We start from the raw sequence: 24,761 nt of genomic DNA, 5'->3' as shown, positions 1-24,761 counted from the left end.
GGGGGTCGTGTTGAATTCGGTATGGCGATTCAACACAAAGCCAATGTGGGAGCGAGCTTGCTCGCGATGGCCCCAGCCCATGCCCCCCGAAAAACCCGATAGAACTTCTCCCCCCGCCCTCGCCTCTACCTGACAAGCCCATCGCTCCGGTGATTGCATGGATCTTGTCATTGCCCGCCCCGAAGGCTTGTACTGCCCACCCGGGGATTTCTACATCGACCCGTGGCGGGCGGTGGAACGCTCGGTCATCACCCACGCCCACGGCGACCATGCCCGCAGCGGCAACCAACACTACCTGGCAGCGGCACCCGGCGAAGGCATCCTGCGGTCGCGCCTGGGCCAGGACCTCAACCTGCAAACCCTGCCCTACGGCGAATGCCTGTCGCACCATGGCGTGACCTTGAGCTTTCACCCCGCCGGCCATGTGCTCGGCTCGGCCCAGGTACGCCTGGAATATCAGGGCGAGGTCTGGGTGGCGTCGGGGGATTACAAAGTCGAGCCCGACGGCACCTGTACTCCGTTCGAACCGGTGAAATGCCACACCTTCATCACGGAATCCACTTTCGGCTTGCCGATCTACCGCTGGCAGCCCCAGGCGCAGATTTTCGACGAGATCAACCAGTGGTGGCGCGGGAACATCGCCGCCGGCCGGGCCAGCGTGTTGTTCTGTTATTCCTTCGGCAAGGCCCAGCGGATTCTTCACGGCATCGATGAAAGCCTCGGCCCGATCCTGGCCCATGGGGCGGTGGAACCGCTGAACCGGGTCTACCGCGAGGCCGGGGTTTATCTGCCGCCAACGATTTATGCCGGTGATATCAAGAAGAACGACCCGATCATGGGCCAGGCGCTGGTCATCGCCCCGCCCTCTGCCGGAGGCAGCAGCTGGATGCGCCGCTTCGGCGACTACAGCGACGCCTTCGCCAGCGGCTGGATGCGCCTGCGCGGTACGCGTCGGCGGCGTGGCGTGGACCGGGGGTTCGTGCTGTCCGACCACGCCGACTGGCCAGGCCTGCTCTGGGCCATCGAACAGACCGGCGCCGAACGGGTCATGGTCACCCACGGGTCAGTCGCCGTGCTGGTGCGCCACTTGTGCGAGCAAGGCCTCGATGCCCAGGGGTTCACCACCGAATACGGCGACGACGAAGAAGACCTCGTCACGGCCACCGACAGCGGTGAGGAGGCGCCATGAAAGCCTTCGCCGAGTTGTACGCCGAACTGGACGCCACCACTTCCAGCAATGCCAAGCTCACCGCCATGCAGGACTATTTCACCAAGGCCCCGCCCCAGGACGCGGCGTGGGCCGTGTATTTCCTCTCCGGTGGGCGTCCGCGGCAACTGGTGCCAGTAAAAATCCTGCGGGAGTTGGCGGTCCAGGTATCCGGGTTATCGCTCTGGCTGTTCGAGGAAAGTTATCAGGCCGTGGGCGACCTGGCCGAAACCATTTCGCTGGTCCTGCCCGAATCGCCCCACCGCTCCGATGAAGGCCTGGCGCTGTGGATCGAAGAGAAACTGCTGCCATTGCGCGGAGCGTCGCCTGACGTCCTGGCTGAACGGCTTCCGGCGCTGTGGGCGCAGTTGGACCGGCCGAGCCTGATGCTCTGCGTCAAACTCATCACCGGCAGTTTCCGCGTCGGCGTATCCAAACTGCTGGTGACCCGAGCCCTGGCGACCATGGCCGGGCTGGACAGCAAACGGGTGGCCCAGCGTCTGGTGGGCTACACCGACCTGTCCCATCGCCCCACGGCCGCCAGTTACCTCAAGCTGATCGCCGCCGAGTCCGACGATGAACATGCCCAGCGCGGCGGCCAGCCCTATCCGTTTTTCCTGGCCCATGCGTTGGCTGCGCCAGTGGAGCAATTCGACACGCTACTGGGGCCGGCCAGCGACTGGCAGGTGGAATGGAAATGGGATGGGATCCGCGCCCAGGTGATCAAGCGCGACGGCCATTTGTGGATCTGGTCCCGAGGCGAGGACTTGGTCACTGAACGGTTTCCGGAGTTGCATTCACTGGCCCAGGCGTTGCCTGACGGCACGGTGATCGACGGTGAAATCGTGGTCTGGAAAGCCCCCCAGTCGGTCACCGAGGACGCTTTCGACCCGGACGCGCCGCTGCAACCGGCCGTGCAGCCCTTCGCCTTGTTGCAGCAGCGCATCGGTCGCAAGACCCTGGGCAAGAAAATCCTCGACGACGCGCCCGTGGTGGTGATGGCCTACGACCTGTTGGAATGGCAAGGCGAGGATTGGCGCAGCCGCCCCCAGGCCGAGCGCCGCGAACAACTGGAAGCGCTGATAGCCCGAATCCATAGCCCGGTGCTGTTGCCCTCGCCGATCGTCACCGGCCAGGGCTGGCAAGACCTCGCCCGGCAGCGCGAAGCCTCTCGCAGCCTCGGCGTCGAGGGCATGATGCTCAAGGCCCGCAACGCGCTGTACGGCGTCGGTCGCACCAAGGACATGGGGGTGTGGTGGAAATGGAAGATCGACCCGTTCAGCGTCGACGCGGTGCTGATCTACGCCCAGCGCGGCCACGGTCGACGCGCCAGCCTGTACAGCGACTACACCTTCGCCGTATGGGACAACCCGCCGGGCAGTCGCGAGCGCACCCTGGTGCCATTCGCCAAGGCCTATTCAGGGCTGACCGATGCAGAAATGCGCCAGGTCGACAGCATCGTGCGCAAGACCACCGTGGAGAAGTTCGGCCCGGTGAGCAGCGTCACCCCCACCTTGGTGTTCGAACTGGGCTTCGAAGGCATCGCCCTGTCCAAGCGCCACAAGAGCGGAATCGCGGTACGGTTCCCGCGGATGTTGCGCTGGCGCCAGGACAAGCACGTCGACGAGGCTGACACATTGGCAACCCTGCAGGACCTCTTGAAGTAACGCAGGCTTTTGTGGCGAGGGAGCTTGCTCCCGCTGGGGCGCGAAGCGGCCCCCCTGACTCTGGATGACACACCGCAAAGGGAGGCTGCGCCTCCAGCGGGAGCAAGCTCCCTCGCCACAAACAGACGCCCTCGCAATTAAAGCGTTTCGCTCCATCCTGGTGCGGCTTTTGATGTACGCTCACCCTCGCGCACCATCGCGTTCCGTCCACAGCCGTCCGTGCTTTTAAAACACTTGTTCGGCACTATGGTTCGGAAATTGCTACCTTTATGCCGTCATACCGTTCAGACCTTCACCGGTAACAATCTTACGCGCCACAAGCGCTCAAATTGGTTTTAGGGACTCAATAATGAAAAAAGCACTGCTGACCCTTTCTGCACTGGCGTTGTGCATGGCCGCTGGCGTCGCCACAGCCAAGGAATACAAGGAACTGCGTTTTGGTGTCGACCCTTCCTACGCCCCGTTCGAGTCCAAGGCCGCCGACGGCAACCTGGTCGGTTTCGACATCGACCTGGGCAATGCGATCTGCGCAGAGCTGAAGGTCAAATGCAAATGGGTCGAAAGCGATTTCGACGGCATGATCCCGGGCCTCAAGGCCAATAAATTCGACGGCGTGATTTCCTCCATGACCGTAACCCCGGCGCGGGAAAAAGTCATCGACTTCTCCAGCGAGCTGTTCTCCGGCCCAACGGCCTATGTCTTCAAGAAGGGCTCGGGCCTGAGCGAAGACGTTGCCTCGCTCAAAGGCAAGACCGTCGGCTATGAGCAGGGCACCATCCAGGAAGCCTACGCCAAGGCCGTGCTGGACAAGGCCGGCGTCAAGACCCAGGCCTACCAGAACCAGGACCAGGTCTACGCCGACCTGACCTCCGGCCGCCTCGACGCGGCGATCCAGGACATGCTCCAGGCTGAGCTGGGCTTCCTGAAGTCGCCAAAAGGCGAAGGCTATGAAGTCAGCAAACCGGTGGACAGCGAACTGCTGCCATCCAAGACCGCCATCGGTATCAAGAAAGGTAACAAAGAGCTGAAGGCCCTTTTGGATAAAGGTATCAAAGCGTTACACGACGACGGCACGTACGCCGAAATCCAGAAAAAACACTTTGGCGATCTGAATCTGTACAGCGGCAAATAATGCGCGGCGCCCATCCGGTCTCGGGTGGGCGTCTTTTTTCTGCCAAAGGCAACGTCCATGTTCGAACAACTCCTACAAAGTCTGGGGCTCTCCGCCTTCAGCCTGCAGGGCTTCGGCCCGCTGCTGATGCAAGGCACCTGGATGACCATCAAGCTGTCGGCCCTGTCCCTGTTGTTGAGCGTCTTGCTCGGCCTGCTGGGCGCCAGTGCCAAGCTGTCCCGCGTCAAACTGCTGCGAATCCCTGCCCAGCTCTACACCACGCTGATCCGTGGCGTGCCGGACCTGGTCCTGATGCTGCTGATCTTCTACAGCCTGCAAACCTGGCTGACCTCGTTTACCGACTTCATGGAATGGGAATACATCGAGATCGACCCATTCGGCGCCGGGGTGATCACCCTGGGCTTCATCTATGGCGCGTATTTCACCGAAACCTTTCGCGGCGCGATCCTCGCGGTCCCCCGGGGCCAGGTCGAAGCTGCCACGGCCTATGGCCTCAAGCGTGGCCAGCGCTTTCGCTTCGTGGTGTTTCCACAAATGATGCGCTTTGCCCTGCCGGGTATCGGCAACAACTGGATGGTGATGCTCAAGGCCACCGCGCTGGTGTCGATCATCGGCCTGGCCGACCTGGTCAAGGCGGCCCAGGATGCGGGCAAGAGCACCTACCAGCTGTTCTACTTCCTGGTACTGGCGGCATTGATCTATCTGCTGATCACCAGCGCGTCCAACTTCATCCTGCGCTGGCTTGAACGCCGCTACGCCGCCGGAGCCCGGGAGGCGGTGCGATGATCGAACTTCTGCAGGAATATTGGCGGCCGTTCCTTTACAGCGACGGCGTCAACATCACCGGCCTGGCCATGACCCTGTGGCTGCTCAGCGCTTCGCTGCTGATCGGCTTCGTGGTGTCGATCCCGCTGTCCATCGCCCGGGTTTCGCCCAAGTTCTACGTCCGCTGGCCCGTGCAGTTCTACACCTACCTGTTCCGGGGCACGCCGCTCTATATCCAGCTGCTGATCTGCTACACCGGCATCTACAGCATCGAGGCGGTACGCGCCCAACCCATGCTCGACAGTTTCTTTCGCGACGCGATGAACTGCACGATCCTGGCCTTTGCCTTGAACACCTGTGCCTACACCACGGAAATTTTCGCCGGGGCGATTCGCAGCATGAACCATGGCGAAGTGGAGGCGGCCAAGGCCTACGGCCTGACCGGCTGGAAACTGTACGCCTACGTGATCATGCCCTCGGCGCTGCGACGCTCGCTGCCCTACTACAGCAACGAAGTCATCTTGATGCTGCACTCGACGACCGTGGCGTTCACCGCTACCGTTCCAGACGTGCTGAAAGTCGCCCGGGATGCCAACTCGGCGACGTTCATGACGTTCCAGTCGTTCGGGATCGCCGCGTTGATCTACCTGACCGTCACCTTTGCGCTGGTGGGCCTCTTCCGCCTCGCCGAACGCCGATGGCTGGCCTTCCTCGGGCCGACCCACTAGGGCTTTTGTTCCAGGACACACACGCACATGCGCCACCAGATCCATGACCTGCTGGCCCCGGTACCGGGGACCGCACGCACGATCCACAGCTTCCACTTCGGCCCGGAAAAAGCCGGCGGCAAAATCTATATCCAGTCGTCCCTGCACGCCGATGAACTGCCGGGCATGCTGGTCGCCTGGCACCTCAAGCAACGCCTGGCCGAGCTCGAGGCGTCGGGCCACCTGCGCCACGAGATCGTGCTGGTGCCGGTCGCCAACCCCGTCGGCCTCGAACAAGTGCTGATGGACGTGCCCCTGGGTCGCTACGAAACCGAGAGCGGGCAGAACTTCAACCGCCGCTTCGTCGACCTGAGCGAAGAGATCGGCAACGAAATCCAGGACCTGCTCACCGACGATCCGCAGCACAACCTGATGCTGATCCGCACCAGCCTGCGCGATGCCCTCGCCCGGCAGACCCCAGGCACCCAACTGCAATCCCTGCGCCTGGCCCTGCAACGGCTGGCCTGCGACGCCGACATGGTGCTGGACCTGCATTGCGACTTCGAAGCCGTGGCCCACCTCTACACCACGCCCGACGCCTGGCCCCAGGTCGAGCCGCTGGCCCGCTACATCGGTGCCGAAGCCAGCCTGCTGGCGACCGATTCGGGCGGCCAATCGTTCGACGAATGCTTCACCCTGCTCTGGTGGCAACTCAAGGAACGCTTCGGCGAACGCTTCGAGATTCCCCTGGGCAGCTTTTCGGTGACCGTGGAATTGCGCGGCCAAGGTGACGTCAACCATGGTCTGGCGAGCCTCGACTGCCAGGCCTTGATCGAATACCTGATCCGCTTCGGCGCCATCGACGGTGAACCGATGCCCATGCCCGAACTGCCCTACCCGGCCACGCCGCTGGCCGCGGTCGAGCCGGTGGCGACGCCCGTGGGCGGGTTGCTGGTCTACAGCGCCCTGCCCGGCGAATACCTGGAGGCGGGGCAACTGATCGCGGAAATCATCGACCCGGTCAACGACACCGTCACCCCCGTTCATTGCCGTAACGCCGGGCTGCTGTATGCCCGTTCGTTGCGCCGCATGGCCACGGCTGGCATGGTCATCGCCCATGTCGCCGGCACCGAGGCCTACCGCAGCGGCTACCTACTTTCGCCTTGAGGATGCATGCTCCATGTACAAACTGACCATCGAAGGCCTGCACAAAAGCTATGGCGAACATGAAGTGCTCAAGGGCGTTTCGCTCAAGGCCAAGACCGGCGACGTCATCAGCCTCATCGGCGCCAGCGGCTCGGGCAAAAGTACCTTTCTGCGCTGCATCAACTTCCTCGAACAACCCAACGACGGCGCCATGACCCTGGATGGCCAGCAAATCCGGATGATCAAGGACCGCCACGGCATGCACGTGGCCGACGCCGACGAGCTGCAACGCATCCGCACGCGCCTGGCCATGGTGTTCCAGCACTTCAACCTGTGGAGCCACATGACCGTGCTGGAAAACATCACCATGGCGCCGCGCCGGGTGCTGGGTGTGAGCAAACAGGAAGCAGATGACCGCGCCCGTCGTTATCTCGACAAGGTCGGCCTGCCGGCGCGGGTCGCCGAGCAGTACCCGGCGTTCCTCTCCGGCGGCCAGCAACAGCGCGTGGCCATTGCCCGTGCGCTGGCGATGGAACCGGAGGTGATGCTGTTCGACGAACCCACCTCGGCCCTGGACCCGGAGCTGGTGGGCGAAGTGCTGAAGGTGATCCAGGGTCTGGCCGAAGAGGGCCGGACCATGATCATGGTGACCCACGAAATGAGCTTCGCCCGCAAAGTCTCGAACCAGGTCCTGTTCCTGCACCAGGGCCTGGTGGAAGAAGAAGGCGCGCCGGAAGACGTACTGGGCAATCCCACCAGCGAACGGCTCAAGCAGTTTCTCAGTGGCAACCTGAAATAAACTTCGGACTCCCCTGAAAAGAAGGCGCCAGGCGCCAATGCCTGTCAGTTAGGAACAAACGGCATAAATCCTGTGGGAGCAAAGCTTGCTCGCGATAGCGGCAGAGTCGCCAATATCTTAGTCGGCTGGCTTACCGCAATCGCGAGCAAGCTTTGCTCCCACATGTTTGCTGCTTAGCTGACTGGCATTCGGCGCCAGACGCTGCTTTTGTGGCGAGGGAGCTTGCTCCCGCTGGAGGCGCAGCCTCCCCTTGCAGCGTGTCATCCAGATCCAGGGGGCCGCTTCGCAGCCCAGCGGGAGCAAGCTCCCTCGCCACAAAAGCACGCTCGCCACGATGTCCTGCATAAAACCTTTCATCGCTGGCCGTGGTCACTGAAGAAGGACTTCCAGGGCGCACGCGGCAGGCATGGCGACATCCAACAATTTCGCAAACCAGTGGTTCGGCGCCCGCGGCTGGAAGCCGTTCGCCTTTCAGAAGCAGGTATGGGCCGCGGTCAAGCGCGGGGAATCCGGGCTGTTGCACGCCAGCACCGGCGCCGGCAAGACCTATGCGGTGTGGTTTGCCGCCCTCAACCGTTTCGCCCGCCCGGCACCACCGCCGGACAAACCACGCAAACGCAAGCCGCCAGCCGAACCGCTGACCGTCCTGTGGATCACGCCGATGCGCGCACTGGCGGCCGACACCGGCAAAGCCCTCGAAGCGCCCCTGGCAGACCTGCAAGTGCCGTGGAGTGTCGGCCTGCGCACTGGCGACACCAGCGCCAGCGAACGCGCCCGCCAGGGCCGGCGCCTGCCCACCGCACTGATCACCACGCCCGAAAGCCTGACCCTGATGCTCGCCCGGGCCGATGCGCAAGCCGCTGTCTCGACCCTGCGCATGGTCGTGGTGGATGAGTGGCACGAATTACTCGGCAACAAACGTGGCGTGCAGTTGCAACTGGCCCTGGCGCGCTTGCGGCACTGGCATCCCGAACTCATCGTCTGGGGCGTCTCCGCGACCCTGGGTAACCAGGCCCACGCCGAGCAGGTATTGATCCCGCAAGGCAACGGCATCAGTGTGCAAGGCGCCAACGGCAAGGCGCTGCAGGTCGACACGCTGCTGCCCCCGGCCCTCGAACGCTTTCCCTGGGCCGGGCACATCGGCCTGAAAATGCTGCCCCAGGTCGTTGCTGAAATCGACGCCAGCCGCAGTTGCCTGGTCTTCACCAATACCCGGGCACAGTCGGAAATCTGGTATCAGGCGCTTCTTGAGGCAAGACCCGATTGGGCCGGGCTGATCGCCCTGCACCATAGCTCGCTGTCGCGCGATACCCGCGATTGGGTGGAGCAGGCATTGAAGGACGGCCAGCTCAAAGCGGTGGTCTGCACCTCGAGCCTGGACCTGGGGGTGGATTTCCTGCCGGTGGAACGGGTGCTGCAGATCGGCTCGGCCAAGGGGGTGGCGCGGCTGATGCAACGGGCCGGGCGCTCCGGCCACGCACCGGGGCGGACCTCCCGGGTGACGCTGGTGCCGACCCATAGCCTGGAGTTGATCGAGGCCGCCGCCGCGCAGGACGCCGTGGCCCAACGGCGCATCGAATCTCGCGAGTCGCCCCGCAAGCCGCTGGATGTCCTGGTGCAGCATTTGGTGAGCATGGCCCTGGGCGGCGGCTTCGTTCCCGACGAATTGTACGAGGAGGTACGGGGTGCCTGGGCCTACCGCGACCTCAACCCGGCCGAATGGGCTTGGGCCCTGGCCTTTGTACGCCACGGCGGCCTGTCACTGACCGCCTACCCCGATTACCGACGGGTCGAACCGGACGAACATGGGGTCTGGCGCGTGCCTGACGCCCGCCTGGCTCGGCGTCACCGCATGAGCATCGGCACCATCGTCAGCGATGCCAGCCTGCAATTGAAGTTCTGGAGCAAGGGCGGCGGCGGCAAGACCCTGGGCAGCGTAGAGGAGGGCTTCATCGCTCGCCTGCGGCCCGGTGACGGTTTCCTGTTCGCCGGGCGACTGCTGGAATTGGTCCGGGTCGAAGACATGACTGCCTATGTACGACGCAGCCAGGCCAAGAAGGCCGCCGTGCCGCGCTGGAACGGCGGGCGCATGCCGCTTTCCAGCGAACTGGCGTCTGCCGTCGTGGCCCGTTTGAGCGAAGCCGCCACGGGCCGCTTCCAGGGCCCGGAGATGCAAGCCGTGCAGCCCCTGCTGTTGACCCAGCAACGCTGGTCCGGTTTGCCCACGCAACACACCTTGCTGGCCGAAGCCCTCAAGTCCCGGGAAGGCTGGCACCTGTTCCTGTACCCGTTTGCCGGGCGCCAGGTTCATCTGGGCCTGGCCAGCCTGCTGGCCTGGCGCGTCAGTCGACAACAGCCGCTGACGTTTTCCATTGCGGTCAATGACTACGGCCTGGAACTGCTCAGCGCCACGGCAGTGGATTGGTCGCACTACCTGACTCCGAGCCTGTTGAGCGTTGATCACCTGCTGGCCGACGTGCTCGCGAGCCTGAATGCCGGGGAACTGGCCCTCAGGCGCTTTCGCGAAATCGCCCGGATCGCGGGGCTGGTCTTCGCCGGCTACCCCGGTGCGCCGAAAAGCACCCGGCAAGTCCAGGCCTCCAGTGGGTTGTTCTTCCAGGTGTTCAAACAATACGACGCCGACAATCTGTTGCTGGCCCAGGCCGGGGAGGAAGTCTTGCGTGAAGAATTGGATATCCGTCGATTGGAGCAGACCTTGCAACGCCTCAATACCTTGAAGCTGGACCTGCACATGATCAAACGCCCCACCCCGCTCGGGTTTCCACTGCTGGTGGAGCGGTTCCGGGAAAGCATGAGCTCGGAAAAACTCGCCGACCGCATCCGACGGATGGTCAGCGAGCTGGAAAAGACTGCCGATCGCGGTGACGCCTGATGCCAGCGCCGTATCCCGTCAACCTGGCCGGCGAAGCGCTCTGGTTGCTCCCGGAAAAAGCCCTGTATTGGCCCGACCAGGAAGCGTTGATGGTGGCCGATGTTCATTTCGGCAAGGCCGCCGCCTATCGTAGTCTCGGGCAACCGGTGCCCCACGGCACCACCGCCAGCAACATCGCGGTGTTGGATGGGTTACTGGCCAGCCTGGCGTGTCGACAGTTGATCTTTCTCGGAGATTTCCTCCACGGCCCTGGTTCTCACGCGCCCGGCACCTTGAAGGCACTTTCCGATTGGCGTGAGCGACATCCGCACCTGGCCATGACGCTGATTCGCGGCAACCACGACAAACGCGCTGGCGACCCACCGCCAGCGCTGAACATTCGCGTCGTATCGGAGCCGTTGCTACTGGGCCCTTTTGCCGTACAACACGAGCCCACCCCACACCCCAGCCGCCATGTGCTGGCCGGTCACGTGCACCCGGTCTACCACCTGAGCGGCAAGGGCCGACAGCGCCTGCGCCTGGCCTGCTTTCGGCTGGGCAGTGAAATCAGCCTGCTACCGGCCTTCGGCGCGTTCACGGGCGGTTATCGAGTCGAGCAAGACAGCGATTGCAGGATTTTTGTCATCGGCGATAACGAAATATGGCCCGTCAACTGAAAGCACTCTGTGCTATCGCTGGCGGGCCATCGTCTCATCAGGCAACAGGCGCAGGAGGCGGCTCGTCCGGCAGGGTCGGCTCGCCGGGTTCGGTAGGTTGTTCATTGGGCGTATCGGGATCGGGCTGGCCGGGGATGCCGCCCGCCGCTTCGGCAGGATGGGCCAGCAATGACCAGGCCATGACGCCGATCTGATTGGGCTCGAGCTTTGCCAGTTCGGCACTGATTCGCGGATCGATCTTCATAGAGCAACTCCTGGGCGAAGCCCGTTGCGCTGACGCAAAAACGGGCAGTACACACAATAGAGTGTCTGCCCGCCCAGGAATTCCAACAGCTCGTCAGATTCAGGTACGCGGCAGCGTCACGCCGCGCTGGCCCTGATACTTGCCGCCACGGTCCTTGTAGGACACTTCGCATTCTTCATCGGATTCAAGGAACAGCATCTGCGCCACACCCTCGTTGGCGTAGATTTTCGCCGGCAGCGTCGTGGTGTTGGAGAATTCCAGGGTCACGTGGCCTTCCCACTCGGGTTCCAGCGGCGTGACGTTGACGATGATGCCGCAGCGGGCGTAGGTGCTCTTGCCCAGGCAGATGGTCAGCACGTTGCGTGGAATGCGGAAGTATTCGACGGTGCGGGCCAGGGCGAAGGAGTTCGGCGGGATGATGCAAACGTCGCTCTTGACGTCGACGAAGCTCTTCTCGTCGAAGTTCTTCGGGTCGACAGTGGCCGAATTGATGTTGGTGAACACCTTGAATTCGTCGGCGCAGCGCACGTCGTAGCCGTAGCTGGAGACGCCGAAGGAGATCAGCCGGTCGGCGCCTTCGCCACGCATCTGGCGCTCGACGAAGGGCTCGATCATGCCGTGCTCTTGCGCCATGCGGCGAATCCACTTGTCCGATTTGATGCTCATGGCGGTTTCCTGAAATAGCGAGGTGGAAAAAATACGTCCGGCATCTTACCGGGGCACGGGGCCGGGTTCAAAGCGCGGCACACAAATCTCGCCGATCCACCTTGATTTCCGGGTCCTGCCGGCCATCACCCGCGCCGTCAGTCACCAAATAAGAGAAACCTTCGCAAAGACCATTGGCACATTCTGGAAAAAGGGTTAAGGTGGCGCCACTGTGTTGCTTGTGTCACTGAGAATCTCTACACGATATGTTGAATTTCGATCCAACCATCTACAAGAATTTTTCCTGCTCTTTGCACTCAGTCTCGGCCAGGGTTCTTCCTGAGTCGCAGTTATCTTTGTTCAAGGAGTTACACCATGTCTAATCGCCAAACCGGTACCGTTAAGTGGTTCAACGATGAAAAAGGCTTCGGCTTCATCACCCCACAATCCGGTGACGACCTGTTCGTTCACTTCAAAGCTATCCAATCCGACGGCTTCAAAAGCCTGAAAGAAGGCCAACAGGTTTCTTTCATCGCTACCCGCGGTCAGAAAGGCATGCAAGCTGAAGAAGTTCAAGTTATCTAACTTGCACTTGCTTTAGTAAAAGGCCCCGCCCTCAAAAGCGGGGCTTTTTTGTGCCTGTCGTTTTTACCGGCGCACAAAAAAACTGTGGGAGCGAGCTTGCTCGCGATAGCGGCGTGTCAGTCAACATTCATATTGCTGACATACCGCTATCGCGAGCAAGCTCGCTCCCACAGGGTTTGTTACTAGCCTGGGACTACCAGGTGACGCCAAATCCAGCCGTGTAACGTGTCTTGCTCAGATCGCTGTCCTCGGTACCCTCAATGACATCCTTCTCCGCCTTGAGGTTGAGCGACGCCCAGTCAGTGACCTTGTAGCGCAGCCCCACTTCAGCGTCGTAGGCGTAATCCGCCACGTCGGACAGGGGTTTGCCCACTTCGCCGTTGGTGAAGAACTCGACGCGCTTGCCAATCAGGTAGCGGTTGTAGTCCCACTTCATCGCGACGGAATAGAAGTTGTCCTTGCCGCCATCGCGGTATTCATAGTCGGTGCGGTTCAACAGCGAGCCCAGGGAGAACGCACCCAGCTCGTCATCCCAGAACTGGTAGCCCGGACCGGTACCCACCACGCGCTGGCGGGCCAGGTCTTCGACTTTGTCACGCTTGTAGTTCAAGCGACCTTGCCAGAACCATTTGTCCGTCAGGAACCGGTCGAGGGAATACTCCAGCCTCCAGTTGTCGGCGGAAACCACGTCATCCTGGAATTCACGGTTGTATTCGCCTTCGGCAGTGTGCCGCCATCTGCCATGGCGCGCCGAGGTCTTGAAGTCGATGTCGTAATCATCGGTATCGTTTTCCGCACGCTGGTAATCCAGCGCGGCATCGATATTGCCTTTCCACACCAGGTCCTCGACCACCGGCTTGGGCTTGAGGATCTGCTGGATACTGGCCAGCTCGACAGTCTTGGGCGCATCACCGTTGGCCAGGGTGACCTTGCCGTCCTCGGCCGCCTGCAGCGCCTTGGCCTTCTCACCGGTGTAAGCGTCCTGTTTGACCAGGAGCTGCTGATCGCTCTCCAGGGTCTTGACCTGTTTCCAGTCGATGGGAATCGCACCGGCGTAATCGGTCTGGATCAGCAACTTACCGCCATCGAAAACGGTAATCTTGCCACTGAGTTTGTCCCCATTCTTCAACCAGACAGTGTCGGCGAGCAGGGGCATGGAGGCGCTGGTAACAGCCAGGCATAGCAGGGTTCTAGACAACATAAGCGATAAAGGGCTCAAGTTTGCGGTGAAAAGGCGGCATTATCCCCCAGGATGACACCTCAGCAAGGACTGACCTGTATAGGACTGATGAGTTCATTTCTCAACCAGTCCTGTAGGAATTAATCTACAGACGGACACCCATTCAGGAACACTTTACGTGACTGACGCACCCGCGGACACCGAGAACGCCGCCCAAATCCGCCGCACGACCCTTTACCTGACCCTGGCACAGGTGCCGGCGGGCAAGGTCGTCACCTATGGTCAACTCGCCGAAATGGCTGGCCTGGGCCGCGCGGCGCGCTGGGTGGGAAGAACCCTCAGCCAATTGCCGAACGACACCAAGCTGCCCTGGCATCGGGTATTGGCTGCCGGTGGTCGGATCAGTCTGCCAGCAGGTAGCGCCTCAGGGGATGAGCAGCGCGCGCGCCTGCGCATGGAAGGGGTCAGTGTCCTGAACAATCGTGTTGATATTCAGCGCCATGGCTGGCGCCCGGTAGAGCACAGCGGTTAGAGTGCGCGCTTTGTTTTCGCAATTTTTGAGGCAGACTCCAGCCCATGCCCCGTAAAACCTGGCGCGCCGCCCTCGCCGCCTATGCCAGTCCCTCGACGCTCGTGCTGTTGCTGCTTGGCTTCGCCGCCGGCTTGCCATACATGCTGGTGTTTTCCACGCTTTCAGTCTGGTTGCGCGAAGCCGGCGTGGCCCGCGAAACCATCGGCTACGCGAGCCTGATCGGCCTGGCGTACGCCTTTAAATGGGTCTGGTCGCCCCTGCTCGACCAATGGCGCCTGCCGCTGCTGGGCAAGCTGGGACGCCGTCGCTCATGGCTGGTGCTCTCCCAGGCTTTGGTGATCCTCGGCCTGATCGGCATGGGTTTCTGCGATCCACAAAAACACCTGTCATGGTTGATCGCCATCGCCGTAATCGTGGCCTTCGCCTCCGCGACGCAGGACATCGCCGTCGACGCCTATCGCCTGGAGATCGCCGACGACACCCGCCAGGCCGCCCTCGCCGCCAGCTACATGTCCGGTTACCGCATCGCCGCGCTGCTGGCCACCGCCGGCGCCCTGTTCTTCGCCGAAGGCTTTGGCTCCACCGGCTTCAACTACAAACACTCGGCCTGGGCCGGTACTTACCTATTGTTCGGCGTGTTGATGGTCCCGGCGCTCCTCACCTCACTGTTCATGCGCGAGCCGCCGGTGCCGCTGCGCACCCAACTGCAGGCCGGACGCTACACGTTCGTTCATCAGCTGGCGTCGGTATTCGTGCTGATCGTACTGCTGGTCTCCGTCCCGGCGATGTTCACCCAGCTTTTCAACACCGACTTCGCCAGCGTGCTGTTCGAGGGCGTCAGCCTGCTCGACCTGCTGCTCGAAGACCGCGCCTTCCTGCGAGCCATCCTCTATACCATCCTGACCGCCCTGTGCCTGTCGGCCATGGGCCGGCGCGGACTGGCGCCAGTGCTGACGCCGATCAACGATTTCATCCTGCGTTATCGCTGGCAGGCCCTGCTGCTGCTCGGGCTGATCGCGACCTATCGGATGTCCGACACGGTCATGGGTGTCATGGCCAACGTGTTCTACATCGACCAAGGGTTCACCAAGGACCAGATCGCCAGCGTCAGCAAGATTTTCGGCCTGATCATGACCCTCGTCGGCGCCGGCATGGGCGGCCTGCTGATCGTACGTTTCGGCATCCTGCCCATCCTGTTCATCGGCGGTGTCGCCTCGGCCGCCACCAACATCCTCTTCCTGATGTTGACCGACATGGGCGCCAACCTGCAGATGCTGATTGTCACCATCTCCCTGGACAACTTCAGCTCCGGCCTGGCCACTTCGGCGTTCGTCGCCTACCTGTCGAGCCTGACCAACCTGAAATTCTCCGCCACCCAATACGCCCTGCTCAGCTCGATCATGCTGTTGCTGCCGCGCTTGATCGGTGGTTATTCAGGGGTGATGGTGGAGAAATTCGGCTACCACAACTTCTTCCTGATCACCGCGTTGCTGGGCGTGCCGACCCTGCTGCTGATCGCCTTGCACTGGTTCCAGGAGAACCGTCGCCAGGATTCGACACCCAGCGAGGAACCGGCGCCCACCCAGCCTGCGGAAGAGTCGTAGGAAACTTCAGCAAACGCCGGGGAAACCGGCGTTCGCACCTGGCGACCGGCCACGCGCCTGTACGCCAGGGCATCTCGCCCGTACAATGCTCCGTCACTTCTCGTCATCAGCAACCGACAACGGCCAACCATGCGCACCAGTCAATTTTTGCTCGCCACACAGAAAGAAACGCCTTCCGACGCCGTCGTGATCAGCCATCAGTTGATGCTGCGTGCCGGCATGATCCGCAAACTCGCCTCGGGCCTGTACACCTGGCTGCCGATGGGCCTGCGGGTCATGCGCAAGGTGGAAGCCATCGTTCGCGAAGAGATGGACGCCGCCGGTTCCCTGGAAGTGTTGATGCCGAGCACCCAACCGGCCGAGCTGTGGCAGGAATCGGGGCGCTGGGAAGAATACGGCCCTGAGCTGCTGCGCATCAAAGACCGTCACGGTCGCGACTTCTGTGCAGGCCCGACCCACGAAGAAGTGATCACCGACCTGATGCGCAACGAGTTGAGCAGCTACAAGCAGCTGCCGATCAACCTGTATCAGATCCAGACCAAATTCCGTGACGAGATCCGTCCACGCTTCGGCCTGATGCGCGGTCGCGAATTCATCATGAAGGACGCCTACTCGTTCCATGCCGACCTGGCTTCGCTGCAAGTCACCTACGACCGCATGCACCAGGCGTATTGCAACGTGTTCACCCGCCTGGGCCTGAAATTCCGCCCGGTTGAAGCCGACAACGGCTCCATCGGTGGCGCCGGCTCCCACGAATTCCACGTGCTGGCCGAGTCCGGCGAAGACGACATCGTCTTCAGCAACGGCTCCGACTACGCCGCGAACATCGAGAAAGCCGAAGCAGTACCACGGGAAACTTCCCGCGCCGCGCCGACCGAAGAACTGCGCCTGGTGGATACGCCGAACGCCAAGACCATCGCCCAACTGGTGGAAGGCCACAACCTGCCGATCGAACGGACCATCAAGACCCTGATCGTGCGGGCGGAAGAAGCCGGCAAGCTGATTGCCCTGATCATCCGTGGCGATCATGAGCTAAACGAAATCAAGGCCGCCAACCAGCCAGGTGTTGCCAGCCCGCTGGTCATGGCCACCGACGCAGAACTGCGCGACGCCATTGGCGCCGGTGCCGGCTCCCTCGGCCCGCTAAACCTGCCCCTGCCGATCATCATCGACCGTTCGGTGGAATTGATGAGCGACTTCGCCATCGGCGCCAACATCGACGACAAGCACTACTTCGGCGTGAACTGGGAACGCGACCTGCCGGTTCCAACCGTCGCGGACCTGCGCAACGTCGTGGCCGGCGACCCGAGCCCGGACGGCAAGGGCACCCTGGAAATCAAGCGGGGCATCGAAGTCGGGCACATCTTCCAGCTGGGCAACAAGTACAGCAAGGCGATGAAGTGCGAAGTGCTGGGCGAGAACGGCAAGCCGGTCACCCTGGAAATGGGGTGCTACGGCATCGGTGTTTCCCGCGTGGTGGCAGCCGCCATCGAGCAGAACAACGACGAGAAAGGCATCATCTGGAGCGACACGCTGGCGCCGTTCCAGGTGGCCCTGGTGCCGCTGCGCTATGAAACCGACCTGGTGCGCGAAGCCACCGACAAGCTCTACGCCGAACTGACGGCCGCCGGCTTCGAAGTGCTGCTGGACGACCGCGACAAGAAAACCAGCCCCGGCATCAAGTTCGCGGACATGGAACTGATCGGCATCCCCCACCGGATCGTCGTCAGTGACCGTGGCCTGGCCGAAGGCAACCTGGAATACAAGAGCCGCACCGAGGCCGAGCCGCAAGCGCTGCCGGTCGCCGACGTGCTGTCGTTCCTCCAGGCCCGTATCCGCCGCTGACACCAGATAGAGACGTCATGTTCAAGCGAAACACCTTAGGCCTCGGCGGCGCCGCCCTGTGCGGCGCCCTGCTGGTCAGCGGCTGCGCCAACCAAATGTCACAACGCAGCGAGCACGAAGAGCGGGTCGAGCGAAAATTGCTCGACCACAGCCTGCAAATCGACGTGGGCGAACCCAAGGTGCTCGACCTGCCGCAGCGTCGGGTGCGCATCAATGAGCAGAAGACCTTCGAAGTCACCGAGTTCGAAGTCACCCGCCATTACGATCGCTACACGCCGTACCAACCCTGGCGGGAGATCTACGAGATCCCCCTGGGCGCGGTGGCCGTGGTGGCCGGTGTCGGCGCGAACGTGGTCAATGTGTTCGCCCTCGGCAACCTGCCGGACACGGCGACCCGTGACTGGATCAGCTACGGTTTCGCCGGGCTCAACCCGTTCATGAACGTCCCCTCCCATGGCCGGGCCCAGCAGAACCTGGCGGGCATCGACGAAGTCCAGCGCGACAAGCGCACGGAACACTCGAGCCTGCCTTGGAGCGAACGCCCGGTGGAGGTCAAGGCCGCCCGGCAGACCTTCGAGCTGAGCACCGACCGTAACGGCGTGCTGCGCTTGAACCTGCTGGAAAGCCCGTTCGCCGAGCAGGACCTGAGCCAGTTCGGCAAATTGCAGATCAGCGTGACGGATGCCCAGGACGAAGTGCACACCGACTCATCCCTGAGCATCAGCAGCACCTTGCGCAGCAAACTGGTGGAAGCTCATGCGCTGATCTACGACGACCTGGAAGACGACGAGGTGAGCCAGTGGGTTCATCGGGTCAAGCGCCTGTCGGAGCTGGGACTTGAGGAAGAGGCCAGCGAACTGGAACAGAGCCTGATCGAACTGACGCGCAACGATCCGGAGTTGCAGACCGAGTTCATGAAAGCCCTGACCAAGGATGGCGGGCGGTTGGTGGCGGATCCGGGGGCTCACTGAGTCCAGTTTGGATAGGGCAACGGCTCTTGTGGCGAGGGAGCTTGCTCCCGCTGGGCTGCGCAGCAGCCCTGAAACCTGTCACCGGTATGCCAGATAAGTTGAGTAAGAGTTTTGGGGTCCGCTACGCGGCCCAGCGGGAGCAAGCTCCCTCGCCACAAGAGCCCATGTAAGTGGCAGCCTCACCGCTCAAACAGCTCCAACTGCTCGAACCCACCCCGCAGATCCTCCAGCCGCACCCCAATCCCCAATAACCGCACCGGCTTGCCGCCCCGATTGAACGCCTGGGTCAACAGCAACTGATAACTGCCCAAGTCCCGCCCTGCCCCGGCCTGTTCCAGCGTGGTCTGGGTAAAGTCGTGGAATTTCACTTTGACGAACGGTTTGCCCGGTCGATAACTGCTGTCGATCCGCGCCATGCGCCCTTTGAGGGTTTCCATCAGTTCCGGCAGTTTGTCGAGGCAACTCACCAGGTCGGGCAAGTCGACATCGTAGGTGTTTTCCACGCTGATGGACTGCCGTCGGCTGTCGTTGTGCACCAAACGCTCATCGATCCCACGGGCCAGGCTCCAGAGCCGCTCGCCAAAACTGCCGAATTCACGCACCAGCGCCAACTTGTCCCATTGACGCAACTGCAGGCAGTCGACGATACCGAGCCGGTTCAGCTTATCGGCGGTGACCTTGCCTACGCCGTGGAGCTTGCTGACCGGCAGGGCCGAGACAAAGTCCTCGACCTGGTCCGGGGTGATGACAAACAACCCGTTGGGCTTTTTCCAGTCACTGGCGATCTTGGCCAGGAACTTGTTCGGCGCGACACCGGCGGACACGGTGATGTGCAACTGGTTGGAAACACGTCGGCGAATGTCCTGGGCGATGCGGGTGGCGCTGCCGCCGAAGTGGGTACTGGCGGAAACGTCCAGGTAGGCCTCGTCCAGGGACAGCGGCTCGATCAGATCGGTGTAATCGCTGAAAATCGTATGAATTTCCTTCGACGCTTCCCGATAGGCCTCCATGCGCGGCTTGACGATGGTGAGGTCCGGACAGAGCTTCAAAGCGTGGCCGGAAGACATGGCCGAGCGCACGCCGTAGGCCCGCGCTTCGTAGTTACAGGTGGCAATCACACCCCGCCGATCCGCCGAGCCCCCCACCGCCATGGGCTTACCGGCCAGCCGCGGATCATCGCGCATCTCGATAGCGGCATAGAAACAGTCACAGTCGACATGGATGATTTTACGTTGCGTCATAAAAGAACAGGGTGTGGGACGAATCGGGCCACCAGTATCGCACCGGCACCTGTATATAGCACCAGTAGTTTGAAAGATCCTTCTTCAGGCACCGAAAACACCTACACAAATTTACTTCTTCAATTGCAACGCCCCCTCCAATAGAGCTTCAACCCTTGCCAGGCCTGCGTCACAGCGCTGTCACAATGCCTACGCCCAAGGCTAAGCGATTGAAGCGGAACAGGTTTTTGTGACGCTGGGGTTGACAGCGGCTCAATCCTCTGTAGAATTCCGCCACACAGACGCGGGATGGAGCAGTCTGGTAGCTCGTCGGGCTCATAACCCGAAGGTCGTCGGTTCAAATCCGGCTCCCGCAACCAAACATCAAAAAAGGCTACTCGAAAGAGTGGCCTTTTTTGTGGGCGCTCGTTTTTGACCACACGATCAAAGAGACGCCGCCTGCGACGCTGCACGCACTGTAAGTTGTAGGACAATTTCCCTTTAATTCCGCGCATTTAGGAAGGCAAGGGGCGGATCGGCCGTTTATTTGACCCCGGTGCCTTTTAACGGTTGACACTCGGGCGTTCGCCTGTAGAATGCCGCCACACAGACGCGGGATGGAGCAGTCTGGTAGCTCGTCGGGCTCATAACCCGAAGGTCGTCGGTTCAAATCCGGCTCCCGCAACCAAATATCAAGAAAGGCTGCTCGAAAGAGTGGCCTTTTTTGTGCCTGATGAAAAAAGGCCTCATTACAAATTTTTTGTAATTATTTTTTACCGCGGGGATTGGTAACTTAGCTGGATACCCCCATCCTGTCGCGCATAGCTCAAGAGGTGATTGATGCGCGCCCACTCGTCTGACCCGCAAGACTCCGTTACCGCGACACAACCGATCAAGGCCGAACGACTGCGCTGGCTGGATCGGATCAGCCAGTACCGCCAGCCCATTGGCCTCGCGGTCACGCTGCTGCTGTTTGCGATTGCATTGATTGCCTGCCGCCATCTGCTGAGCGAGCTCGATCTATACGCCCTGCACGACTCGATTCTGGAAGTGCCCCGGCCCGCCCTGCTTGGTGCGATCGCCGCCACAGTCGTCGGCTTCATCATTCTTTTGGGCTATGAATGGTCCGCCAGCCGTTACGCCGGGGTGACGCTGCCGCCACAGACCATGATCCTGGGCGGGTTCACCGCGTTCGCCATCGGCAATGCCATTGGCCTGTCGCTGCTGTCGGGCGGTTCGGTTCGCTACCGTCTGTATGCGCGCCATGGCCTGGGAGCATCGGATGTCGCCCACATGACGCTGTTCGCCAGCCTGTCCCTGGGCTGCGCGTTGCCGCCGTTGGCGGCCCTGGCGACACTCAGCAACCTGCCCGCCGCCTCTGCCGCGCTGCACCTGCCTGCCACTTTGCTGGGGGCCATTGCCGTGGCGGTGCTGCTGCTCACCAGCGTATTGGCCATCGGCATTTACCGTCGCCGCCTGCCGGAGCAGCCGCATCGGGACAGCCTTCTGGTAAAGGCCGGGCGCCGCACGCTGCGCCTGCCGGGCCGACGCCTGACCTTCCTGCAACTGGTGATCACTGCGCTGGATGTCGCCGCGGCCGCCACCGTGTTGTATCTGCTGCTGCCCGAGGCACCGCCGTTCGGCGCCTTTCTGCTGGTGTACCTGCTGGCGCTGGCCGCCGGTGTGCTCAGCCATGTACCGGGCGGGGTCGGGGTATTCGAGGCGATCCTGCTGGCCGCGTTTGCCGACAAACTCGGCGCCGCACCGCTGGCCGCCGCGCTGTTGCTGTATCGCTTGATCTACGTGCTGCTGCCGATGCTGGTGGCCTGCGTGTTGTTGCTGATCAATGAGGCACAGCGGCTGTTCCAGACACGCCAGAGCCTGCGGGCGGCATCGGGTTTCGCCGCGCCGATCCTGGCGGTGCTGGTGTTCCTCTCCGGTGTGGTGCTGCTGTTTTCCGGCGTGACCCCGGAAATCGACACCCGCCTGGAGCACATCGGCTTCCTGATCCCCCATCGGCTAGTGGACGCTTCGCACTTCGGCGCCAGCCTGGTGGGCGTGTTGTGCCTGTTGCTCGCCCAAGGCCTGCGCCGTCGCCTGTCGGCCGCCTGGATGCTGACCACGGTGCTGCTCCTGGTGGGTGCCCTGCTCTCGCTGCTCAAGGGCTTCGACTGGGAAGAAGCCACGTTGCTGACCCTGACAGCCGCCCTGCTGGCAGTATTCCGGCGCTCCTTTTATCGTCCGAGCCGCCTGACCGAGCTGCCATTTTCCCCGTTGTTCCTGATCGCCAGCCTCTGCGTGCTCGGCGCATCGATCTGGCTGCTGCTGTTTGCCTACCAGGACGTGCCCTACAGCCATCAACTATGGTGGCAGTTCACCCTCGATGCCGACGCCCCACGCGGCCTACGCTCCCTGTTGGGCGCCGCGGTGCTGCTGGTGGTGGTGTCCCTGACCTGGCTGCTGCGCACCGCACGGCCGGTGATCCATTTGCCTACGGCGCAAGAACTGGAGCGCGCCAGGGCGATCCTGATGACGTCGTCGCAACCCGACGGCGGCCTGGCCCTGACCGGTGACAAAGCGCTGTTGTTCCACTCCAACGACGAGGCGTTCCTGATGTATGCCCGCCGTGGCCGCAGCCTGGTGGCGTTGTATGACCCGATCGGCCCGTCCCAGCAACGGGCCGAAATGATCTGGCAGTTCCGCGACCTGTGCGACATCCACCATGCCCGCCCTGTGTTCTACCAGGTACGCGCCGAAAACCTGCCGTACTACATGGACATCGGCCTGACGGCCATCAAGCTGGGCGAGGAAGCACGGGTCGACCTCAAGCGTTTCGATCTCGAAGCCAAGGGCAAAGAGATGAAGGACTTGCGCTACACCTGGAACCGCGGCACCCGTGACGGCCTGTCCCTGGAGATCCACGAACCGGGCCAGGCGCCGATGGATGAGCTCAAGGTCATTTCCGATGCCTGGCTGACCGGCAAGAACGTGCGGGAAAAAGGTTTCTCCCTGGGGCGTTTCAGCGATGACTACCTCAAGCATTTCCGCATCGCGGTGATTCGTTTCGAGGGCCGGCCGGTGGCGTTCGCCAACCTGTTGGAAACCCACAGCCACGAACTGGCCAGCCTCGACCTGATGCGCGCCCACCCCGAGGCCCCGAAACTGACCATGGAGTTCATGATGGTCGGCCTCATCCAGCATTATAAAAACCATGACTACGCCCGCTTCAGCCTCGGCATGGTCCCGCTGTCGGGCCTGCAACCGCGGCGCGGCGCACCACTGACCCAGCGCCTGGGCTCGATGGTGTTCCGTCGTGGCGAGCAGCTCTATAACTTCCAGGGGCTGCGCCGCTTCAAAGACAAATTCCAGCCTGACTGGGAACCTCGTTACATGGCCGTGCCCGCCGGACTCGATCCGCTGGTGGCGCTGGCCGATACCGCCGCCCTGATTGCAGGCGGCCTGACTGGACTGGTGAAACGCTGATGATGCAACGCTCCTGGCGATACGTAGTGGCCGCCCTGCTGGTGCTGGCGGTGATTCTCGGTGGCGGTTACTGGTACTGGAACCGCCCAGCCCCGCAACCGACCCTGGAACAACTGGCACCCGCCGATGGCTCAGCCCTGACCCGTGTCACTCCCGGTACCAAGGCGCGTGCCCGGGTACTGGTGGCGGTCAATGAAGACCAGAAGCTCAGCGACACGCAATTGACGACCCTCAGCCGTAGCGGCTCGGCGCAGATCGTCCAAGTGATCCTGCCCAAGGACTGCATGTTGCAAGGCCGCGCGCTGCAGGCCGGCCTGAGAGAGCTCCAGGGCCCGGCCACGCTGGTCAGCGGCATCGGCCCTGGCGCTGTGCTGGCCTGGCGTTGGCTGGCCGAACAGAAGGACGACAACGCCAAGGCCGTTTCAGTGGACCTGGCCCTGGAAAAACCCGGCTGCACCCACCTGCTGCCTAAAAGCGCAGCCCATGGCCATTGGCTGGTGGCCTGGAACGACAACCCTGACGACACCAGCGCCGGTTTCGTACGCGACCAATCGAATGCCGAGACCAGCATCAGCGACTACGACATCAACCTGCCACAAGTGCTGAATAACGAACTGCGCAAAATCCTGGTGGGCACTGACAAGGCCAAGGGCGGCCTGAGCATCCCGGTGGTGGAAGTCCCTGCCAGCCAGACACGGGACACCGTCACCCTGTTTCTCTCCGGAGATGGCGGGTGGCGCGACCTGGACCGTGACGTGGCCGATGAAATGGCCAAGATCGGCTACCCGGTGGTCGGCATCGACACCCTGCGCTACTACTGGCAACACAAGAGCCCTGAGCAGAGCGCGGCGGACCTGACCGAGCTGATGCAGCACTACCGGCAGATCTGGGGCACCAAGCGCTTCATCCTGACCGGCTACTCCTTCGGCGCCGACGTGTTGCCGGCCATCTACAATCGCCTGCCGGCCACCGAGCAACAGCGGGTCGATGCGATCATCCTGCTGGCCTTCGCCCGCACCGGCAGCTTCGAAATCGAAGTCGAAGGCTGGCTCGGCAACGCCGGCACCGAAGCCGCCACCGGCCCGGAAATGGCCAAGCTGCCAGCCGAGAAAGTGGTGTGCATCTACGGTGGTGAAGAAGCCGACGAAAGCGGCTGCACCGACAAGACAGCGGTTGGCGAGGCCATCAAGCTGCCAGGCGGCCACCACTTCGACGAGAACTACCCGGCCCTGGCCAAGCGCCTGATCGATGAGATCAACAAACGCCAGAACAAGACAGCCGAGCAGTAAGCAGATAGTCACCTGACAATAGCCCCGGCAGCCTTAGGGCCAGGGGCTTTTTTGTGCCCGCTCGACTGCCCCCTGTGGGAGCGAGCCTGCTCGCGATGACGGCGGCACACTCAACATCACCGGCTCAGGCAGACCGCTATCGCGAGCAAGCTCGCTCCCACAGTTTTTGATCCCAGTGCCCACAGCATTTG

Annotated in this window: 20 protein-coding genes and 2 tRNA genes; 18 read left to right on the top strand and 4 right to left on the bottom strand. The window is 62.3% G+C overall.

The window, feature by feature from the left end; genetic code table 11:
* The first annotated feature begins 157 nt into the window (after nt 1-157).
* The 9 genes from AC515T_RS05970 to pdeM all read left to right on the top strand — a co-directional run bounded on the left by AC515T_RS05970 (nt 158) and on the right by pdeM (nt 10,972).
* Nucleotides 158-1,189 carry a ligase-associated DNA damage response exonuclease gene (locus tag AC515T_RS05970; RefSeq protein WP_496531776.1) on the top strand — a complete coding sequence of 344 codons (1,032 nt, stop codon included), beginning with the start codon at nt 158-160 and terminating at the stop codon, nt 1,187-1,189.
* The gene (locus tag AC515T_RS05965; RefSeq protein WP_496531775.1) at nt 1,186-2,874 is read left to right on the top strand and encodes an ATP-dependent DNA ligase; all 1,689 of its coding nucleotides are present in this window, start codon (nt 1,186-1,188) and stop codon (nt 2,872-2,874) included. Before AC515T_RS05970 ends, AC515T_RS05965 begins: the two co-directional genes overlap by 4 nt.
* Before the next feature lie 349 nt (nt 2,875-3,223).
* On the top strand, nt 3,224-4,006 hold the full coding sequence (locus tag AC515T_RS05960; protein WP_496531774.1) for a transporter substrate-binding domain-containing protein: 783 nt from the start codon (nt 3,224-3,226) through the stop codon (nt 4,004-4,006).
* Nucleotides 4,007-4,063: 57 nt separating this feature from the next.
* Nucleotides 4,064-4,792, top strand: a complete 729-nt coding sequence (locus AC515T_RS05955) for an ABC transporter permease (RefSeq protein ID WP_496531773.1) — start codon at nt 4,064-4,066, stop codon at nt 4,790-4,792.
* Entirely contained in the window at nt 4,789-5,499 is a 711-nt protein-coding gene (locus tag AC515T_RS05950) for an ABC transporter permease (protein WP_496531772.1), read from the top strand. The genes AC515T_RS05955 and AC515T_RS05950 overlap by 4 nt, the downstream gene beginning before the upstream one ends.
* A 27-nt stretch (nt 5,500-5,526) precedes the next feature.
* Nucleotides 5,527-6,645: a succinylglutamate desuccinylase/aspartoacylase family protein gene (locus AC515T_RS05945; protein WP_496531771.1), complete on the top strand. Its 1,119-nt coding sequence runs from the start codon at nt 5,527-5,529 to the stop codon at nt 6,643-6,645.
* 13 nt (nt 6,646-6,658) lie between these two features.
* The gene (locus AC515T_RS05940; protein ID WP_496531770.1) at nt 6,659-7,423 is read left to right on the top strand and encodes an ABC transporter ATP-binding protein; all 765 of its coding nucleotides are present in this window, start codon (nt 6,659-6,661) and stop codon (nt 7,421-7,423) included.
* Between the two features lie 406 nt (nt 7,424-7,829).
* Entirely contained in the window at nt 7,830-10,316 is a 2,487-nt protein-coding gene (locus AC515T_RS05935; protein WP_496531769.1) for a ligase-associated DNA damage response DEXH box helicase, read from the top strand.
* The gene (pdeM, locus tag AC515T_RS05930) at nt 10,316-10,972 is read left to right on the top strand and encodes a ligase-associated DNA damage response endonuclease PdeM (protein WP_496531768.1); all 657 of its coding nucleotides are present in this window, start codon (nt 10,316-10,318) and stop codon (nt 10,970-10,972) included. The genes AC515T_RS05935 and pdeM overlap by 1 nt, the downstream gene beginning before the upstream one ends.
* 37 nt (nt 10,973-11,009) lie before the next feature.
* Here pdeM and AC515T_RS05925 read toward each other — a convergent pair whose 3' ends face one another.
* Together AC515T_RS05925 and dcd are read right to left on the bottom strand one after the other, a co-directional pair.
* On the bottom strand, nt 11,010-11,216 hold the full coding sequence (locus AC515T_RS05925) for a hypothetical protein (RefSeq protein ID WP_122565397.1): 207 nt from the start codon (nt 11,214-11,216) through the stop codon (nt 11,010-11,012).
* Nucleotides 11,217-11,315: 99 nt separating this feature from the next.
* The gene (gene dcd, locus AC515T_RS05920) at nt 11,316-11,882 is read right to left on the bottom strand and encodes a dCTP deaminase (protein WP_003184751.1); all 567 of its coding nucleotides are present in this window, start codon (nt 11,880-11,882) and stop codon (nt 11,316-11,318) included.
* A 354-nt stretch (nt 11,883-12,236) separates the two neighbouring features.
* Between dcd and AC515T_RS05915 the strand changes: the two genes are divergently transcribed.
* A complete protein-coding gene (locus AC515T_RS05915; protein ID WP_002554837.1) occupies nt 12,237-12,446 on the top strand; it encodes a cold-shock protein in 210 nt (69 codons plus the stop codon).
* Between the two features lie 193 nt (nt 12,447-12,639).
* Here the strand turns inward: AC515T_RS05915 and AC515T_RS05910 are convergent, their stop codons facing one another.
* Nucleotides 12,640-13,647, bottom strand: a complete 1,008-nt coding sequence (locus tag AC515T_RS05910; RefSeq protein ID WP_496531767.1) for a DUF481 domain-containing protein — start codon at nt 13,645-13,647, stop codon at nt 12,640-12,642.
* Between the two features lie 157 nt (nt 13,648-13,804).
* Between AC515T_RS05910 and AC515T_RS05905 the strand changes: the two genes are divergently transcribed.
* The 4 genes from AC515T_RS05905 (at nt 13,805) to AC515T_RS05890 (ending at nt 18,578) form a co-directional block, all read left to right on the top strand.
* Nucleotides 13,805-14,158, top strand: a complete 354-nt coding sequence (locus AC515T_RS05905) for an MGMT family protein (protein ID WP_496531766.1) — start codon at nt 13,805-13,807, stop codon at nt 14,156-14,158.
* A 44-nt stretch (nt 14,159-14,202) separates the two neighbouring features.
* Nucleotides 14,203-15,762, top strand: coding sequence for an AmpG family muropeptide MFS transporter (locus AC515T_RS05900; protein ID WP_496531765.1), 1,560 nt, complete (start codon nt 14,203-14,205; stop codon nt 15,760-15,762).
* 129 nt (nt 15,763-15,891) lie between these two features.
* The gene (locus tag AC515T_RS05895) at nt 15,892-17,607 is read left to right on the top strand and encodes a proline--tRNA ligase (RefSeq protein ID WP_496531764.1); all 1,716 of its coding nucleotides are present in this window, start codon (nt 15,892-15,894) and stop codon (nt 17,605-17,607) included.
* A gap of 17 nt (nt 17,608-17,624) precedes the next feature.
* Nucleotides 17,625-18,578, top strand: a complete 954-nt coding sequence (locus AC515T_RS05890; RefSeq protein WP_092475130.1) for a hypothetical protein — start codon at nt 17,625-17,627, stop codon at nt 18,576-18,578.
* Between the two features lie 179 nt (nt 18,579-18,757).
* On the opposite strand, the gene dinB is transcribed toward AC515T_RS05890, so the two are convergent.
* The gene (dinB, locus tag AC515T_RS05885; RefSeq protein ID WP_496531763.1) at nt 18,758-19,819 is read right to left on the bottom strand and encodes a DNA polymerase IV; all 1,062 of its coding nucleotides are present in this window, start codon (nt 19,817-19,819) and stop codon (nt 18,758-18,760) included.
* 282 nt (nt 19,820-20,101) lie between these two features.
* Here dinB and AC515T_RS05880 point away from each other — a divergent pair.
* The 4 genes from AC515T_RS05880 (at nt 20,102) to AC515T_RS05865 (ending at nt 24,570) form a co-directional block, all read left to right on the top strand.
* Nucleotides 20,102-20,178, top strand: a tRNA-Met gene (locus AC515T_RS05880).
* Nucleotides 20,179-20,409: 231 nt separating this feature from the next.
* Nucleotides 20,410-20,486 (top strand) — tRNA-Met (locus tag AC515T_RS05875).
* A gap of 152 nt (nt 20,487-20,638) precedes the next feature.
* Complete coding sequence (mprF, locus tag AC515T_RS05870) at nt 20,639-23,281, top strand: bifunctional lysylphosphatidylglycerol flippase/synthetase MprF (RefSeq protein WP_496531762.1); 2,643 nt, start codon at nt 20,639-20,641, stop codon at nt 23,279-23,281.
* On the top strand, nt 23,281-24,570 hold the full coding sequence (locus tag AC515T_RS05865; RefSeq protein WP_496531761.1) for a virulence factor family protein: 1,290 nt from the start codon (nt 23,281-23,283) through the stop codon (nt 24,568-24,570). The genes mprF and AC515T_RS05865 overlap by 1 nt, the downstream gene beginning before the upstream one ends.
* Nucleotides 24,571-24,761 lie beyond the last annotated feature (191 nt).

The organism is Pseudomonas sp. FSO-7 (genome assembly GCF_059579345.1).
Note: the sequence above shows the minus strand (reverse complement) of the source record. Positions and strands in the feature narration are given on the sequence as shown.

Coding starts and splice junctions, on each gene's coding strand:
- AC515T_RS05970 (WP_496531776.1), top strand. CDS start 158: ATGGATCTTGTCATTGCCCGCCCCGAAGGCTTGTACTGCCCACCCGGG.
- AC515T_RS05965 (WP_496531775.1), top strand. CDS start 1,186: ATGAAAGCCTTCGCCGAGTTGTACGCCGAACTGGACGCCACCACTTCC.
- AC515T_RS05960 (WP_496531774.1), top strand. CDS start 3,224: ATGAAAAAAGCACTGCTGACCCTTTCTGCACTGGCGTTGTGCATGGCC.
- AC515T_RS05955 (WP_496531773.1), top strand. CDS start 4,064: ATGTTCGAACAACTCCTACAAAGTCTGGGGCTCTCCGCCTTCAGCCTG.
- AC515T_RS05950 (WP_496531772.1), top strand. CDS start 4,789: ATGATCGAACTTCTGCAGGAATATTGGCGGCCGTTCCTTTACAGCGAC.
- AC515T_RS05945 (WP_496531771.1), top strand. CDS start 5,527: ATGCGCCACCAGATCCATGACCTGCTGGCCCCGGTACCGGGGACCGCA.
- AC515T_RS05940 (WP_496531770.1), top strand. CDS start 6,659: ATGTACAAACTGACCATCGAAGGCCTGCACAAAAGCTATGGCGAACAT.
- AC515T_RS05935 (WP_496531769.1), top strand. CDS start 7,830: ATGGCGACATCCAACAATTTCGCAAACCAGTGGTTCGGCGCCCGCGGC.
- pdeM (WP_496531768.1), top strand. CDS start 10,316: ATGCCAGCGCCGTATCCCGTCAACCTGGCCGGCGAAGCGCTCTGGTTG.
- AC515T_RS05925 (WP_122565397.1), bottom strand. CDS start 11,216: ATGAAGATCGATCCGCGAATCAGTGCCGAACTGGCAAAGCTCGAGCCC.
- dcd (WP_003184751.1), bottom strand. CDS start 11,882: ATGAGCATCAAATCGGACAAGTGGATTCGCCGCATGGCGCAAGAGCAC.
- AC515T_RS05915 (WP_002554837.1), top strand. CDS start 12,237: ATGTCTAATCGCCAAACCGGTACCGTTAAGTGGTTCAACGATGAAAAA.
- AC515T_RS05910 (WP_496531767.1), bottom strand. CDS start 13,647: ATGTTGTCTAGAACCCTGCTATGCCTGGCTGTTACCAGCGCCTCCATG.
- AC515T_RS05900 (WP_496531765.1), top strand. CDS start 14,203: ATGCCCCGTAAAACCTGGCGCGCCGCCCTCGCCGCCTATGCCAGTCCC.
- AC515T_RS05895 (WP_496531764.1), top strand. CDS start 15,892: ATGCGCACCAGTCAATTTTTGCTCGCCACACAGAAAGAAACGCCTTCC.
- AC515T_RS05890 (WP_092475130.1), top strand. CDS start 17,625: ATGTTCAAGCGAAACACCTTAGGCCTCGGCGGCGCCGCCCTGTGCGGC.
- dinB (WP_496531763.1), bottom strand. CDS start 19,819: ATGACGCAACGTAAAATCATCCATGTCGACTGTGACTGTTTCTATGCC.
- mprF (WP_496531762.1), top strand. CDS start 20,639: ATGCGCGCCCACTCGTCTGACCCGCAAGACTCCGTTACCGCGACACAA.
- AC515T_RS05865 (WP_496531761.1), top strand. CDS start 23,281: ATGATGCAACGCTCCTGGCGATACGTAGTGGCCGCCCTGCTGGTGCTG.